This window comes from Salinibacter sp. 10B, assembly GCF_002954405.1.
In the GTDB taxonomy this organism is placed as follows: Bacteria; Bacteroidota; Rhodothermia; order Rhodothermales; family Salinibacteraceae; genus Salinibacter.
Window position 1 is genome coordinate 4,076,790 of record NZ_MQWC01000004.1, and the last position, 15,657, is coordinate 4,092,446.

At 60.9% G+C, this 15,657-nt stretch carries 10 protein-coding genes and 1 pseudogene; 3 read left to right on the top strand and 8 right to left on the bottom strand.

Annotation, left to right across the window (positions count from 1 at the left end; translation table 11 throughout):
• From BSZ35_RS16675 to BSZ35_RS16690, 4 genes and pseudogenes are all read right to left on the bottom strand, one after another.
• Positions 1–370, bottom strand: a pseudogene (locus BSZ35_RS16675) (ammonium transporter); the annotation flags it as partial.
• 685 nt (positions 371–1,055) lie between these two features.
• Complete coding sequence (locus BSZ35_RS16680) at positions 1,056–2,792, bottom strand: DEAD/DEAH box helicase family protein (protein WP_105013500.1); 1,737 nt, start codon at positions 2,790–2,792, stop codon at positions 1,056–1,058.
• 358 nt (positions 2,793–3,150) lie between these two features.
• A complete protein-coding gene (locus tag BSZ35_RS16685; protein ID WP_105013501.1) occupies positions 3,151–4,044 on the bottom strand; it encodes a 1,4-dihydroxy-2-naphthoyl-CoA synthase in 894 nt (297 codons plus the stop codon).
• Positions 4,045–5,142: 1,098 nt separating this feature from the next.
• Complete coding sequence (locus BSZ35_RS16690; RefSeq protein ID WP_105013502.1) at positions 5,143–6,240, bottom strand: hypothetical protein; 1,098 nt, start codon at positions 6,238–6,240, stop codon at positions 5,143–5,145.
• Positions 6,241–6,384: 144 nt separating this feature from the next.
• On the opposite strand from BSZ35_RS16690, the gene lhgO reads away from it, so the two are divergent.
• Positions 6,385–7,650 (top strand): L-2-hydroxyglutarate oxidase, encoded by a 1,266-nt coding sequence (lhgO, locus tag BSZ35_RS16695; RefSeq protein WP_105013503.1) that lies wholly within the window; start codon positions 6,385–6,387, stop codon positions 7,648–7,650.
• 62 nt (positions 7,651–7,712) lie between these two features.
• The gene (locus BSZ35_RS16700) at positions 7,713–8,303 is read left to right on the top strand and encodes a peroxidase-related enzyme (RefSeq protein ID WP_105013504.1); all 591 of its coding nucleotides are present in this window, start codon (positions 7,713–7,715) and stop codon (positions 8,301–8,303) included.
• A gap of 3 nt (positions 8,304–8,306) precedes the next feature.
• Here BSZ35_RS16700 and BSZ35_RS16705 read toward each other — a convergent pair whose 3' ends face one another.
• From BSZ35_RS16705 to BSZ35_RS16720, 4 genes are all read right to left on the bottom strand, one after another.
• On the bottom strand, positions 8,307–9,518 hold the full coding sequence (locus tag BSZ35_RS16705; protein ID WP_146110140.1) for a PorV/PorQ family protein: 1,212 nt from the start codon (positions 9,516–9,518) through the stop codon (positions 8,307–8,309).
• Positions 9,519–9,568: 50 nt separating this feature from the next.
• Positions 9,569–10,915, bottom strand: coding sequence for a 16S rRNA (cytosine(967)-C(5))-methyltransferase RsmB (gene rsmB / locus BSZ35_RS16710; protein WP_105013505.1), 1,347 nt, complete (start codon positions 10,913–10,915; stop codon positions 9,569–9,571).
• 349 nt (positions 10,916–11,264) lie between these two features.
• Positions 11,265–12,998 (bottom strand): S8 family peptidase, encoded by a 1,734-nt coding sequence (locus BSZ35_RS16715; RefSeq protein WP_105013506.1) that lies wholly within the window; start codon positions 12,996–12,998, stop codon positions 11,265–11,267.
• A 97-nt stretch (positions 12,999–13,095) separates the two neighbouring features.
• On the bottom strand, positions 13,096–13,683 hold the full coding sequence (locus tag BSZ35_RS16720) for a hypothetical protein (RefSeq protein ID WP_258096756.1): 588 nt from the start codon (positions 13,681–13,683) through the stop codon (positions 13,096–13,098).
• Between the two features lie 419 nt (positions 13,684–14,102).
• On the opposite strand from BSZ35_RS16720, the gene BSZ35_RS16725 reads away from it, so the two are divergent.
• A complete protein-coding gene (locus tag BSZ35_RS16725) occupies positions 14,103–15,641 on the top strand; it encodes a hypothetical protein (protein ID WP_105013508.1) in 1,539 nt (512 codons plus the stop codon).
• Positions 15,642–15,657 lie beyond the last annotated feature (16 nt).

Consider the following 15,657-nt stretch of genomic DNA (forward strand, 5'->3'; position numbering starts at 1 on the left):
TGGTCGGCTGCTCGCCGGTGCCGGTAAGAAAGAAGCCGTCGGTGCCGACGAGCCCCTGCCAGGAGGTGCCGAACATGATCCCGAAGCCAACGCAGTAGAAGACCAGCGCCCCGGCGGAGGCGTCCATCACGTTTTTCATGATAATGTTGACCGCGTTTTTGGCGCGGGAGAAGCCGGCCTCCAGCAGGGCAAAGCCCGCCTGCATGAAAAACACCAGGGCCGCTGCGAGAATCGTCCACACGTAGTTGAGATTCGTTTGAACGCTTTCCGCCGCTTGTGGAACGCTTGCACACGGGTCGGCACCGAAAACGGAAGGGGCGATTCCCAGTCCGATCAACATGAGAACAACGGCCCGAAGAGACGTAGACATAAGCGAAGATCGATTTCGTGGAGGGACGTGGAGTGAACGCTGGCGGCCAGGCCGCCGAGCACGATCACTACCTTAGGCGATCTTCTGTTTTATGTCAAATAATAAGGGTGCGGAAGCGCTTTTAGGCGTGTAATTTTTCTGAGAGGTGGATTTGGGAGAAGAAACTTGTTTGGTAGGGCTTCCGGGAAAGCCCAAACGAAAATCTCTTCGATCAATTCTGTTGACTGCTGGCGCAAGAGAACGGGAAGAGGCGCGATCTCCTTCTCATTAGGATGAAAATAGCATAAACGGAGCGGGTCTCCACGTGAATGCCGTGAAGGACGGGAGGACGCAAGAGGGACAACAGTCTCGTTTGGGAAGGGACATATTCGGAGACACGTGCCCAGGATGAAGTGCTCCGCACCGTTGCCCGAAAGGGGGGGCAAAAGCATCTTGCTTCTGGGCACTCACCACAGCATCTGTTTGGGAGATGGATACGATTCTGAGACATTGGGCGAAGTGACAGAACGGTGCCCAAGTGCCCTCCTGTGGCGGAGCTGCTGGGGGAGCGCGGAAGCCGTTCTGCACGAGATCCACGAAAATAGCAGGCCGTAGACCATCCGCCAAACAGGTTCTCAACGTCAAGACAGGCAGACCGGAAGAGCCGCTCTCCCTTCCTCGTTCTCTGCTCGTGCTGAGTAGCAGATTACTTGAGGCGCTTCATTTGCAAGCACCGCTTCAGCCACTGTTTTTTTCGCCGCAAGAGCTTGAGACTCATATCCGACTGCGGCTTTCGGAATCGCTCTTTGGCCTTGGCGTGAACATCCCGAACATGAATATCCATTCCTCGATCCTGAAGGCTGCGGGCAAGCCGATTGGCCAGCTTGGCACACTCCTGCCGCAACTCCTCCTCCTGAGCCGACACGTCGAGGGAATTTGGATCCGGACGCTCAAACGGCTGGCGCTGCACCCGCAGATTCGAATTCGATCCGTTGTTCTCCAGTTCAAGCCGATGCGTTTCGATATCGCTCTCGTCCACGCCCGTCAGCGCCCACTCGGAGCGCTCGCTGTCCTCGGTCGATTTGTTGGGCGGCGTCTCATTGTTCTGCTTCTGCTGCCGCAAGCCCTCCTTCACCTCCCGCGTCATCCAGTCGAGGGTTTGGGAGAGCCCGAGATCGCCGGACGTGAACACGTCACAGACGTTGGCCTCCTCGTCCCAGCCGTCGTAGTACCGCATCCCCCGAAAGATCTGCTGCAGGGTCTTGGAACGGGCGCTCACCAGGTCTAGCTTCGCAATGACGCTGATCGTTTTAATGTCGGTCCCTTCCCCGATCATATCCACTTGCACCATGATGTCGACGTCGCCCTGACGGTAGGCATCGAGGCGCTTTTCGCGCTCGTCCCGGGGCACGTCCTGCCCAATGCGAGTGGCCGAGAGCCACGAGTAGCGCCGTTCGACAAAGTCGAGCACATCGGCCGCATGCCGGTTGCTCATGCAGGTGACGAGCATCTGGTGGTTGCGCACGTCCCCCGATCCAAAGAGCGTGGCGCGCTTCTCCTGAAGTCGGCCGATGGCCGGGCTCAGCAGAGTGTCGAGGTACACGTCGTGGAAGCGGAGGCTCTTCCGGGCGAAAAACTGGTCGAGATGGCTGGTGTCGCGCCCGACCTCGTCCTGGAGCTCCGCCAAGGTGAATTCGACTTCCTCACCGGTATCCTCCTCCACCATCGTGATCGTATAGTCGACCACGTGGGCCTCGATCCGCTTCAGGATCTCACCTTCAGCGTGAGCATCGCGGAGGCTCACCTCGTGGAGGGCCTTGTACTGCAGCTGCTCGTGTCCGCTGGGCGTGGTCTCGACCTCGTGCGGAACGCCGAAGAGAGGCTTGCCATCGCTGCGGAGGGGGGTGCCGGAGAGGCCGATCAGGGAGTCGTAGGGCAGCCGTCCCACGGCATCCGACCACGCGCTTTGTTCGGGAAGGTGGTGGATCTCATCAAGTACGAACAGGGGATTGCCGTCCCGACAGTAGCGCTGCAGGCTCCGGTTGCCAGACTCGCCGCAGGTGTACTGGTACGTTGCGATGACGATGGGGGTCGGATTTTTCAGGAAGACCCGGCTGGAGTCCGCCACGCAGAACTGCATAGGGGGCGCCCCAATCCAGCGCAGCATCCGCGCCATCTCCTCCTGGTCGGCGTACTGGTCGCGCAGGTTGCCGCGGGGAACGAAGACGACGAGTCGGTCGGCAACGCCCATGGCACGGGCCAAGGCAAACGACGCGAGCGCCGTCAGAGTCTTGCCGTAGCCGGGCACAAAGACGCCGAGATGATCGGTCCGGCCCTCCTGGTAGGCCTTCGCGAGCTTAATGAGAAAGGCCCGTTGGCCGTGCCGGAACGAGAAGTCGGGGGCAGGGTCAAGTCCGGGAAGGTCGGCGGCAGATACGGGCATGCGTTGCGTGTGTGGGTGTGGGCGTGTGGAGAGACGGACGTATCCAGGCGGAATGCCGGGTCGCACTGCACAAGACACAACTTGCGCAGAATAATCGGAACGTCCGGTCTTCTCACACGGAGATGCTGCGGAACGACAATTCGGAACGTACGGATCGGCGCGGGGAGGCGAAAGGCCCCAACGGCAATCTCACATTACCGGGAGTGGGGGAGAAGGAGCGTTGAGCGAATGAGAGCACTGGGAGAGGAGTAAGTGGGTGTGGAAGCGCGGAGGCAAGGAAGCGTGGAGGACGGCTACCGGTTGCGCATCACTCTCCAATTTCCAGATTTCTTACGCCCCAATCCGAACCCCGAATTCGTCAATAGTGCCAGGGCACATCGCTCCAGTCAGGATCGCGTCCCTCCAGAAAGGCGTCGCGTCCCTCCTGCGCCTCGTCGGTCATGTACGCCAACCGGGTGGCCTCGCCGGCAAACACCTGTTGACCCACCATCCCGTCGTCGACCGCGTTGAAGGCGTACTTGAGCATGCGGATGGCGGTCGGGCTCTTGCCGTTGATGGTCTCGGCCCAAGTGAGTGCCGTCGACTCCAGTTCGTCGTGCGGCACAGCCTCATTGGCCATGCCCATATCCACGGCCTCCACCGCCGAATAGGTCTTGCCGAGGAAGAAGATCTCGCGGGCCTTCTTTTGTCCCACCTGACGGGCGAGGAGGGCGGAGCCGAAGCCGCCGTCAAAGCTGGCCACGTCGGGGTCGGTCTGCTTGAACGCTGCGTGCTCACGGCTGGCGAGCGTCAAGTCGCAAATCACGTGCAGACTGTGTCCGCCGCCGACCGCCCAGCCCGGCACCACGGCAATGACGACCTTCGGCATGAATCGGATGAGGCGCTGCACCTCTAGGATGTGGAGACGGCCCGGCCGCGACTCATCGGGCTCGCCCTTTTCGTCCTCATATTGATAGCCGTCTTTTCCGCGAATGCTTTGGTCTCCCCCTGAGGAAAACGACCACTTTCCATGTTTCTCCGACGGTCCATTTCCGGTCAAGAGCACGCAACCCACGTCTGGGCTCTGACGCGCATGATCGAGGGCCTGATACAGTTCGTCGACCGTGGGGGGACGGAAGGCGTTCAGTACCTCCGGACGGTCGAAGGCAATGCGCACCGTCCCGTGATCCTGAGCACGGTGGTACGTGACGTCCTCAAAATCAAACCCGTCAACCGGCGTCCAGGCATCGGGATCGAACAACGCAGAAATCATTGGGGCGGGAGACTGTGCGGGAGAGAATGAGCGCCAGGCAGAAGGGGGCGTTACTTTGAGGGCCGCCCTGGCGACTCTATGGACGAAAGCACCTCCGAAAAAACTGCCGTAGCATCATGCGTCTACGATTCGTTCCAAAGAGCGTTCTGTGGAGCGCGGTCGTCAGTATTCTGCTGTTCGGGGTCGGACGTGCGGCTGTAGCACAAGTCGATTCGTCTTCGACGTCGCCTCGTTTGGGCCTTCGGGAGGAGACCGAATCCTCTCGTTCCATGTCGTCAATTCGCTCGGAGTCAAACGGGACCCAGTCCGGCCCTTCCCTCAATCCTTACGGATCGCTCGAACGGTTCGTCGCCTCTGGAGATAGGAAAACGTCGATCGGAGTCCCCCTCCATGCGCGCCCAAAATCCCACGTTGAACTCAGTCGAGGCGGACATCTCTTTTGGGGCACGGTCGGACTGGTCGTGCACTCGTATTGCGACGCGCGGACCGATGCGTCTTCCCCTGTGACGGATCCCCCGCCTGGGTATCCGATCTTAGATGACGATCGGTGCGATCAATGTGATCGGATTGGGAGTCGAGCGCTGGGAGCAGTGCTTGGAGGGCTGTTCGCCGGTGGGCCGTAGTCTGTTTCCGTTATTGTAATGGGCTCTATTAGCCACGAGTGCTTTTAAAAAGTAGCTTCAATTGCACCTTCGTCGCTCTAGAACATCTGAGATGTTCAGGGGCGACGACGGCAAGACATTTCCGCACTTAGAGTCCCTATCAAAACCGGGCACGTCCTCCTTACCATCGTGGAAGGAGCTCCCTAAACGTGGCTGCCCGCACCAAGAAGCTTCTTCGACAGGCTCAGAAGGACCTGCTCGTTGTTTTGATAGGGACTCTTAGCTCGACTTTGGCGCTTTCGAATGACCGAAAAACTGCCTATTCCAGCGGATTGAGGCACTTTTTGATTATTTCCATGTCGCGGTTTGCCCCCGACATCAAATAAATACTACGCCTACCGGCCTCCATCTTCTAGAAACGACGATTGGTCGAAGTCAAATGGCCAAAGTCGAGCTTAGAAGTGAATTCTACGCCGAGTCAATAGCACCATCCGTATTAGCCGGAGGGTGGAGACGCAGTGCCGGAGAACCAGCGTCGCAGCAGGGCCTCCGCGGGCTTGCCCTGCGGGGTAAAGGCCGTCGGGCGATGATTTCCCTCTGGGTGCCACTTCCAGATGATTGCCCCTTTAAACCACGGAACGCCTCGCATGGTAGAAAAGAAGGCACGAAAGCATCGGGCCTGGAGTGACGAGTCCGGCGGCACGTCATCATCGCGTTCGGGCCATTTCCATGGCGCTTCAGCGGCGTTGGGGGCGCTCCGGTAGCCGATCTCCGTAAACAACACCGGTTTCCCCGTCTCGCGGTGGAGTTGGGAGAGCGTCTGTCGGTGCGAGTGCCAGCGCGCCTGGAGGGTGTCGAGGGAGGGGTTGGCGACCTTGGAGAGTGGGAAATACGCCTGAATCCCCACGTAGTCGAGGGCGTCCCAGAATTCGATTTGCTGGTACTCCTTGTGCCAGTTGGCCGCGTAGGTCAGCTTTCCGTCGTAGACGGCACGGACCGTGTCGGCCAGGGCGCGCCAGTAGGCCGGGCGGGTGGTGGCTGTGCTCGTGAGCTCCGTGCCCAGCACCAGCACATCGGCGTCGATCTCCTGCGCCAGTCGGGCATAGTGCATCAGGAAGTGACGGTAGCTCTTCTCCCAGCGGTTCCACTGAGCCTCTGTTTCGAAGGTGATCTCGCTCCGGTTCTGGCCTTCGTCGTACCCCCCAATCCATAGGTGCGGTTTCAGGATGACGTTCATGCCCAGCGTGTCGGCCTGCCGGGATAAGGCCCGGATGCCGCGGTGAGACTCGCTGTACCAGCCCTCAGACGTGTCGACCCGCACGTTCGGGTCGTCGGTGCGCTCCTGCCAGCCGAACGACACAAGCGTGAGGTGCGTGACGCCGATCTCACTCAGGCGAACCAGCAGGTCCGGGTCGGGGCGGTTTCGGGCATCGAGGGTGACCGACCGGATGTCGAATATCGGGGCGTCCGGGGCCGAGTCGGGGACTGCCCGCGGGGCGTGCGAGGAAGGAGATGCAGACTCCGTGTCGGCGCAGCCCAGAAGGGCCACCGTGGTGAACACAGCGCCGAAGAGCAGACGAAGCGAGCGAGCCATAGTTGGGGGCGTTGATGAGGGCACATCGTCCAGCTAAACTCTCCCACCGCGTCCATGTTGCTTCGGGGAACGGACCATCGTAGGGAACGCTTTGTTGATGCTCCGTCTCAGGCCTCACGGATCAGTCCAATCATCGCTTGACGCATGTCCACGTACGACGTCGCAATCATCGGTGGGGGCATCGTCGGCCTCGCCACGGCCTACCGTCTGACCGAGCAGTATCCGGATCTCTCACTCACGGTATTGGAGAAGGAGGGCCAGCTGGCGGCCCACCAGACCAGCCATAACTCCGGTGTTATTCATTCGGGCGTCTTCTATGAGCCCGGCTCGCTGAAGGCCGAAAACTGCCGGGAGGGCAAGCGGGCCCTTGTCAAATTTTGTGAGCAGGAGGGGGTGGACTACGAGATGTGCGGGAAGGTAGTCGTGGCGGCAGAAGCCCACGAACTCCCCGAGCTTGACCGTATTCAGAAGAAAGGAGTTGCCAACCGCGTGGAATGCACACGGATTGGGGCGGAGCGGTTGCACGAGTTGGAGCCGCACGTCCGAGGCGTAGAGGCACTGCACGTGCCCGGAGCAGGCATCGTGGATTATCACGGGGTCGCACAGGCCCTGGCCGATCGGATTCGTGAGCACGGCCACACGCTGCGGACCGGTGCGGCCGTCCGCGATTTGCACCCGGAACCGAAGGGGGTTGCCATCGAGAGCACGGCAGGGACGACGCGGGCCCGGCACGTTGTGAACTGTGCTGGCCTATACGCCGATCGCGTCGCCGAAATGAGCGGGCAGGAGGGGCTTGACGTTCAGATTGTGCCGTTTCGGGGCGAGTACTACGAACTGGTCCCGGAGCGCCGCTCTCTCTGTCGCAATCTCATCTATCCGGTGCCCGATCCCAATTTTCCGTTCCTGGGCGTCCACTTTACGCGGATGGTGGATGGGCGGGTGGAGTGCGGGCCGAGCGCCGTTCTCGCGTTTGCGCGCGAAGGGTACCGGTTGGGGGATGTGCATTGGGACGAGCTCCGCGAGATTCTGACGTATCCCGGCTTTCAGCGGCTGGCCGCGAAGCATTGGCGAAAGGGGGTTCGTGAGCTCCTGCAGTCCATCAGTAAGGGAATGTACGTGCGGGCGGCTCGCCACTTGATCCCTGAGTTGCAGATGGACGACGTAGTGGCCGGCCGGGCGGGCGTACGGGCCCAGGCGCTGCATCCGGATGGTAGCTTAGAGGACGACTTCCTCATCATGGAGACGGACCGCGTGGTAAACGTCATCAACGCCGCGTCGCCGGCGGCCACCTCGGCGCTCAATATCGGCTCGCTCATTGTTCAGAAGCACCTCGCCGACCGGTTGAGGCAACTGCAGGTGCCATCGGATCGAAACGGGGCACTGGAGGGGGACCCCTCTTCGGATGCGTAACGTTTGGGGCCAGTGCACGACAGTTGCTTGTCTGTTTGTAACTTCAACCTGCACCTATTCCCATGGCCTGGATCGATACGATCGACCTCGATACTGCCGACGAGCAGCTCCGCGAACGCTATGAGGAGATTATAAGCGCGCGGGGGAAGGTGTCCAATATTATGAAGGCCCACAGCCTGAACCCGGCAGCAATGGCGTCCCATCTGGAGCTCTACGATACGCTGCTGTTTGACGGGTCTTCTCCTCTTTCCCGGGCGGAGCGAGAAGCCATTGCAGTCGTTGTTTCTGCCGAGAACGACTGCACGTACTGCATCGATCACCACCAGCAGGCGCTCGCGGCCTATTGGTCTCAAGACCGTGCCGAACGCTTGGCAACGGACTACCGCCTGATGTCAGATTTGAATGAACAGCTACAGGCCGCCTGCGAGACCGCAACGAAGCTTACCCGCTCGCCGAATGCGATGACGGAGGGAGACGTGGACACTTTACGCAATGCTGGATGGTCGGACCGGGCCGTTCTCGACATCGTTCTCGTCACGGCGTACTTCAACTTCGTCAATCGAATCGCGACGGGGCTTGGGGTCGAGGTCACGCCGGAGGAGGTATCCGGCTACGACTATGATCCGCACACGGCGCGGGATTCGGAGGAGTAGGGGCTACTGCTCGCCGTCGCCTTCCTCGCCCCGTTGAAGTCCGGGCTGTTCGAGACGGAGCTGGGCCGAGATGCGGTAGGAATAGCCGAGGTCCTGCGCCGTGAGCCCGGCAAAGTCGCCGAAGCTGAAGTCGATAGAGACCTGCTGCAGGTCGAGCCCGGCGCCAACGGAGGGCGTCAAGTCGAGCCCAATATTTTTGCCGTACTGGATGCGCTGAAGGCCACTTCGGAGCTCCACCACGCCCTTGTAGCTGAACGCGGCGCCGAGGCGCGGGTGGAAGGACACGTCGCCAACGTTGGGCACAAAGGCGCCCTGTCCGTCCACCGCCACGTCCACGTCGAGTCCCAGGGTGAGCCGGTGTCCGTCGCCGATTGGCCACACCGCCCCGGATCCAAGCCGCGCCACCGGGAGCACGAGGGCAGTGCCGCCGGACGGAATCTCCTGGGAGAACACGGCCTGGTATCGTGCCGCGTTGCCGGTATACACCGAGTCGGTTTCGGGGTTGATGCAGGCCTCGAACGGTTCGTTGTCCACTGGATTCGTGCAGTTGACGTCGAACGCACTGGGGTTTACGCTCCAGCTCTGCAGCATGGTCGACACGTCGCGAATGACAGCGCCAAAGCGGTAGGGACCGGTGCGGTATTGCGCCGCCACGTCCATGCTGTAGCCCCAGGCCTCGGCAAAGTCGCCGATGGAGCGATGAATGCCCTTGAAGTTGATCCCAAGGGTGAGACGGTCGTTCAGGCGGCGGCTGTAGTTGACGAAGAGGGCCCAGTCGGCTGCCGAGAAGCGCGTGATGCGGCTCTCGTAGCTTCCCACTGGCGTTCCGCGGTCCGGATTCCAGGCTTCCAGCGTATTGACGATGTCATTGACGCCGCTCCGGAAGGCCGAGATGCCCACGGTCGAGCGTTCGGTGACCGGGAGCGCCACGCCGCCGTAGTCGAACGAGACGGCCCCGGCGAACCGCTCGACGTGCATGTAGCTGATTTCGGGGTAGCTGAGGTGGCTCAGGCCGGCCGGATTCCAGTATCCCGCGCTCACCTCATCGGCGAGGCTCACGTAGGCTCCGCCCATGCCGAGGGCCCGCGCATCCACGCCGCCGGCGAGGAAGTCGGCCCCGTATTTGGCAATGCGTTGACCGTGGGCTGGGGCGATGCCGATCAGGGTCAGAAGAAGAACGACGACGCCCCGTCGGGCCATCCGGGAAGGAGACATGCTGGGCAGAATCGTGGAGAAGAGCCGACAGCAGTAGGACGAGCGAGGGCTCAGGATGTTACGTGTCGGAGGCGGACGGCGAAGGCCCCGTCGGTGCGGTGTCGATGGGGAAGGGTGGCAAGAAAGCCTTTGTCCGACACCACATCGTCGGGCACAAACCCCTCGGCCGACTCTATTGTGAAGTCGGGGTGGCGGGCGAGAAAGGCATCAATCCGCTGTTCGTTTTCTTCCGGCTCGATGGTGCACGTGCTGTAGACCAGAAGGCCGCCGGGCCGCACCATGGTTGCAGCCGCGTCGAGGAGGTCGTCTTGTAGCGCCGCGAGCTCGTCGAGATCCTCGGGCGATCGCTGCCAGCGGAGGTCGGCCCGTTTGGCGAGCACCCCCAGCCCCGAGCACGGTACATCAAGCAACACACGGTCGGCCTGCGGGGGCTCCGGAAGGTCGGCCATCGCCGTAAGGTCGGCGGCCTCCGTTTCGACCACATCCTCGGTGCCTTGTGCAATCGCGCCTTCCGTGACCTTCTCTAGACGACTCTCATTGGAGTCGATCGCGAGAATGGTGCCCTCACCGTCGAGGCGAGCAGCCATCGCCATCGTTTTCCCCCCAGGGGCGGCACAGCCGTCGACAATCGTGTCGCCCGGCTGCGGGTCGAGAAGCTGCACTACGAGGCCCGCACTCTCATCCTGAACTGCCACGTGCCCGTCGTCGAGAAGGTCGCCCTGCACGAGAGGCTGAAGCCGTTTTAATCGAAGATGGGTGTCGAGGTAGGGCGAGCCGGTAAAGATGACGTCGTGCTCGTCGAGCCAGTCCTCCACCGCGTCCCGATTCGTGCGAAGCGGGTTGATCCGGACGCTGTACATGGGCCGACGATTATTCCACTCCAGAAGGTCGGGCGTTTCGTCCAGCCCGAACCGGTCCAGCCACCGTCGGACCATCCAGGTGGGGTGGGAGTAGCGAATGGCCAGGTCCTCTGCGTCGTCTCCGGTGTCCGGGTTGGGAATGTGCTGCCGGTCCCGGTCGATGGTGCGGAGAAGGGCATTGACGAGGTTGCCCGCCCCCGGTCGGAGGGTCTGCTTTGCAAGCTCCACGTACTGGTGAACCACCGCTCGGGTGGGCGTCGACTGAAAGAGGAGTTCGTAAAGCCCAAGCCGCAGGATGTGGCGGAGGCGAGACTCCATCGAGTCGTAATCGTCGTGGTACGCTTCTGCAAGCACGAAGTCGAGCCACCGGCGCTGTCGAGTGACGCCGGCCACCAGCTCGCGCGCTTGTCGGCGGGTGCGGGCATCAGCATCATCGGCCTGTAGGCGCTCCACGAAGGCCTCATCGTGGTCGACCCGCTCCAGGTGTTCGAGGGCGAGGTAGCGGGAGGACGAGATCGAATCGGTCGAAGACGACATAGACGTTCGGACGTTCGGCGAGGACGTAAAAGCGCGGCTGGTACGATTCAGGCCCGGCGGCGTTTTCCCGATTCGTGCGAAAGTATCGCGACTTTTCTCGGAGTTGAAATTGAGGAGCTTGGGGGCAGAGCTCGAAGCCTGCGATTGCGTTCGCCTTTCCAGGAATCCGTCGTGCCCATCGGCTCGGAAATGTCCGGGCAAGGCAGAACGCAATCCACCTCGTCCGGCACACGTGCCGTTCACATAAAGTGCGGCGCATCCCGTAGCAGGGCACCGGACGGCAGTTGAGCAGGAATAGTCGCACCCGTGTTCACGGCTCCGCCCCACGCTGCGTGCACGAATGGACTCGTCACTGCGGGCTCACCTCGGCGGCCCGCTGGAGCGCGGCGTGAGCATTGACAACGGCCCCCGTACGGGACAACTGCCCGAAGGGAATTTTATCCGATCCTCCGGGTCTTCTTACCTGCACGTCCTTGTAGGACGTAGCGGTTTCCAGGATAATAGACCGCACCTGGGCCGTCGTGAGCTCCGGAAAGTAGGCCATGATAAGTGCCGCTACCCCCGACACCATCGGGGCGGCCATACTCGTGCCCGAATTGCGCTCGTACTTGTTTTCTGGCACGGTCGAGTAGATGGCGCGACCCGGCGCGAACACATCCACCGTCTCGTCTCCATAGTTGCTGAAAGGGGCAGCCAGGTCCGACTCGCCCTTCCACGAAGAGGCGCCAACCTCGATCCAGTGTTGCGCCTGTCCGCCCCCCAGGTAGTTTCGCGTCGGGTAGTTTTCGGTCGTGTCCACGTCGGCCCCGTCATTGCCCGCTGCGTGTACCATAAGCACGTCCATCGAGTCAGCGAACTGCACGGCAGCATCCACAACCTCTTTGGAGGGGGAATATCCTTTTCCAAAGCTCATGTTGATGACGTCCGCGCCGTTGTTGGCGGCGTAGCGAATGGCGTTGGCGACATCCTTATCGCGCTCATCGCCATTTGGCACGGTGCGGACGGACATGATACGCACAGCGGTGGCGATGCCGTTGATGCCGACGTCGTTGTTTCTGGCAGCAGCCACGATGCCGCCCACGTGCGTGCCATGGTTGGCATCGGGGCCGGTCACGTCGTTGTTGCCGTAGTACCGCTCCGTCTTGTCGGCGTAATCGTCACCCACGATGGAGCGCGGATTGAAGTCGGGGTTGTAGTTGTATTCCACCCGCCGCTTCAGGGCATCGTAGTACTCATAGATGTCTTCCGGCCCGAGATTCTGGTTGTAAAAGTACTGGAGGATCTCCCGGGCGCGAGACACCTTCTGCTCGGAGGTTGAGATGGTGTCGACGGCGGCCTGCGAGAGCGAGTCGGTCCCGAGGTACTCGGTGAGGATCTTTTCTGAGAACTGTACGGCATCCCGGGCCTTGCGGACGTTGGCGAGTTCCTGTTTTGCCTGCTGTCGTTTCTTCTGGAACTTTGCTTTGAGGGTCTGGAAGCGCTGATATGCATCGCGCTGGCCGGAGGGCACCTCTGCCGAGTCTACATCGGCAAAACGCTCCCGAAACTTGACGTAGAGCCGCGTCAACTCGTAGGTGTCTTGGTTGACATTTTTGCCGTTGGGGCCGCCGATGAAATTCCATCCGTTCACGTCGTCGACGTACCCATTGCCGTCATCGTCTTCGTTGTTGCCGGGCACCTCGTCGTCGTTCGTCCAGGTGGTCACACTCAGGTCCTCGTGCTCCACGTCGACGCCGGAGTCGATGATGGCAACCACGACAGTGTCTTGCGGGGAGCGGTTCTTCAGCACCGTCTCGTAGGCCGTGCGGGTGGCGAGGCCTGGAATGCGCGCCGATGCGCCATCGAGGTGAAACCAGTCTTGCGGGGCTTTCGAAGGAAGGGCCGTCTCCCGGGCGGACGTGTCGGATGCTGCCGATTGAGAGGCCGATGTGTTCGTTTCGGACTGGGGCGACTCGGATTGGGAAGGCGATTCCGTTTGGGGGGAGGAGGACGTTGTGGGCTGGCTGGAGGTGCACCCGGCCAGCAAGAGGGCACACGCAAGCGCGGCAATCGTGGGGAAGAAAACCGTGGGGCGGTACGTCATGAACAGAGGGGGGGACGATCGAGGGAAAAACACGAATCGGATCCCGAGCCGTCACCGGATCGGGGGGCGCCCAACGCAGTCGCGGTCGGGGCGGGGGCTATGCAAGCACCGGTCCCTGCAGGGTGCCCTTGAGCTCGGGAGGGAGTCCAAAGTGCTCGTCCCGGAAGCCCCCAAGCTCGTCTAACGTCTCATTCGAAAGGCGCTGCACGAGCTCATCGACTGCCGGCCCCCCAATCATGAGAGGAAGGTGCGTGAGCAGCATCTCGGTGCCCCGGCAATGGGCAAGAATCTGATATTCGCACAACTCTGCCTTCGGGGTGTCGTGGACGATGCAGTGTTGCGTCCAGCGTGTGGGGTCGAGGGAGTCCTGGTCGAGCAGCGAAGCAGTGCGCCTGGGAAGGTCGACGTGCTCGTTGAGGTAGGCCGTGCAGCGCTGCCTCGACTGTGCCGAAAACGACTGGCTCAGCGAGGCGTGGCAGCGAAGGCAGAGAGCATACCCAAAGACCGTTTCTTCCACGTCGTACGCCTCAAATGACCGATATCCCTTTTCGATGACGTACTCCGTCCCGTCCTGGTGGAGCGGACGGTCGCAGGCGAGGCACGTCTCGAATGGCGCCTCTGTGTCCTCGGCGTAGAACGAGGGAGGAATGGGAACCCGTTGGGGAAGCACAGGGAGGAAAGACACGTTCGGGAAAACCGGTTCACCCGTCGACAGTCACGACACTCCATTGTAAATACGATTCCGGGGGAAGTTCGGGCGGACGAGGGGCGCCCAGGCCTTTCGGCACGCTCGGGAGAGGAGTAGACGTTTCGCGATAGCGGGGCAGCATGTTGATTTTAGGGGGGATTGTTGACATTCCTTTTGAAAGGGGAGACCTTATAGAGTCCCTTTTACTGAGTATGGAGTTCATCCATTTTCGTCGTCGGAGAATCGCGGGCCCGAATCTCTGGGGACAGGGGTGTGACACGATTCTTGCCTCTTTCCTCAGAGCGTCTCTACCTGCAGTCGTCAATCGTTTTGTGACTTGGGGAGGAGAGGCTGGGGACAACTCCACAGCGATTGCTTCGCATCGCACGACAATCTCAAACAAGCCTCTTCCTGCGATGTCGTGGTTTCGGTTGGGCTGTACAGGGCTTACGCTCGTCGTTTTCGTATTCGTTGCCGCGTGTACGGCGTCGGAGACGGTCACACAGACGCAGACGCGTCTGCGGAGCGTAGAGAACTATCGTACGGTTGACGTTCAGGCGATGACAAATCTCCTGAAGGAGTACCGAAGGTCTGATGAGGATGAGGTGCTCTATGAGATGGAGAGCGGCATGCTACATCATTTTCGGGGAAACTGGGAGGAAAGTGCAGGCCATTTTCAACAGGCCGATCGGGCCATTGAACGTCACTACACGAAGGACATCTCCAAAAATCTAAAGTCGTTTCTGATCAATGATCTCCAGCTTCCTTATGAGGGGGAGCCGTATGAGAGCATTTACCTTACCACCTTCAATTGCCTGAACTATTTACACATGGGGGATATGCAGGGCGCCTTGGTGGAGATGCGGCGGATTAATCACAAGCTGGAGCTCTTAAATGACCGCTATCGAGGGATTGCCCAGTCCCTAATGAAGCGCGATACGGCCCTAACGGCCGTGAAAGAAGCCGACGAAAAGCTGGAAGGGGTTCAACTTCTCTCGAAAGATGGGATGGCGCCGGAGATTCGACAGAATAGCGCCCTGGGGCGGTTTCTTACCACCGTCCTGTACGGGAAGACGGGAGCGCCGGACGATGCTCACATTGAGCTTCAAAAGCTCCGGACGGCCCTCGAAGACCAGGGGCAGTTACGTTTTCTCTCGTCCCTCGCGCAGGCGAGCAGCTCCGAAAGGGAATCGGACAATGATGCGATCCCATCCACCTGGGCACAAGAGGAGTGGACAGCTTCGGATGTGCTTTCCTCTCTTTTCGAAATGCAGTACACGATGTCGGAGGAGCCGGCCGGGCCCACGACGGCTCCGGAGGCCAAGTCCGCTGCCGTGTCCATCCCGAGGCCCAGCCAACTTACGCAGGGGCGGCACTACAATACGCTTCTTCTCGCCTTTACGGGACAGGCCCCGATCAAAGAGGAGCGGGCCTTTCACATCCCGGTTCCCGTGAATGACGAAATCGTCCAGTTGCATTTTGCCGTCCCGATCCTGAAGTCGCCGGAATCCAGAGTAGAACAGGTACGAGTGCTTGCGGCCGGCGACACGGTGGACGTGCCAATGGTGGAAAATATGCAAAGGGTGGCCCACGAGATGTTCGATCAACGAAAGCCCATCGTGTACACCCGAGCGGTGGTCCGCGCATTTTTGAAGATGGGGGCGACGGAAGGAGCGCAAAAGTTGGCCAAAGATGAGTTGGGCGATACCGCTGGATTTCTCGCAAAGCACGCCGGGAATCTGATGAGCAGTCAGGCGGCACAGGCCGACACCCGGGGGTGGCAAACGATGCCGGGGCACGCACATGCCCTCGTGGCTCAACTGCCGAAAGGAGAGCAGACAGTCACCTTTGAGTATCTCTCCGATCGGGGCCACGTCCTGAAGCGACGAACCCGCACCGTGACCGTCCGCGAGGGAAACGATCTTGCCCTTGCGGAGTCGATCTATCTGAAATAGGAGCTCTCTACGTTGT

What these genes read in the sequence shown, in the direction of transcription:
- BSZ35_RS16690 (WP_105013502.1), bottom strand. Translation starts at nt 6,240, where the DNA reads ATGGCTCGCTCGCTTCGTCTGCTCTTCGGCGCTGTGTTCACCACGGTG.
- BSZ35_RS16680 (WP_105013500.1), bottom strand. Translation starts at nt 2,792, where the DNA reads ATGCCCGTATCTGCCGCCGACCTTCCCGGACTTGACCCTGCCCCCGAC.
- BSZ35_RS16705 (WP_146110140.1), bottom strand. Translation starts at nt 9,518, where the DNA reads ATGTCTCCTTCCCGGATGGCCCGACGGGGCGTCGTCGTTCTTCTTCTG.
- BSZ35_RS16700 (WP_105013504.1), top strand. Translation starts at nt 7,713, where the DNA reads ATGGCCTGGATCGATACGATCGACCTCGATACTGCCGACGAGCAGCTC.
- BSZ35_RS16725 (WP_105013508.1), top strand. Translation starts at nt 14,103, where the DNA reads ATGTCGTGGTTTCGGTTGGGCTGTACAGGGCTTACGCTCGTCGTTTTC.
- BSZ35_RS16685 (WP_105013501.1), bottom strand. Translation starts at nt 4,044, where the DNA reads ATGATTTCTGCGTTGTTCGATCCCGATGCCTGGACGCCGGTTGACGGG.
- rsmB (WP_105013505.1), bottom strand. Translation starts at nt 10,915, where the DNA reads ATGTCGTCTTCGACCGATTCGATCTCGTCCTCCCGCTACCTCGCCCTC.
- BSZ35_RS16715 (WP_105013506.1), bottom strand. Translation starts at nt 12,998, where the DNA reads ATGACGTACCGCCCCACGGTTTTCTTCCCCACGATTGCCGCGCTTGCG.
- lhgO (WP_105013503.1), top strand. Translation starts at nt 6,385, where the DNA reads ATGTCCACGTACGACGTCGCAATCATCGGTGGGGGCATCGTCGGCCTC.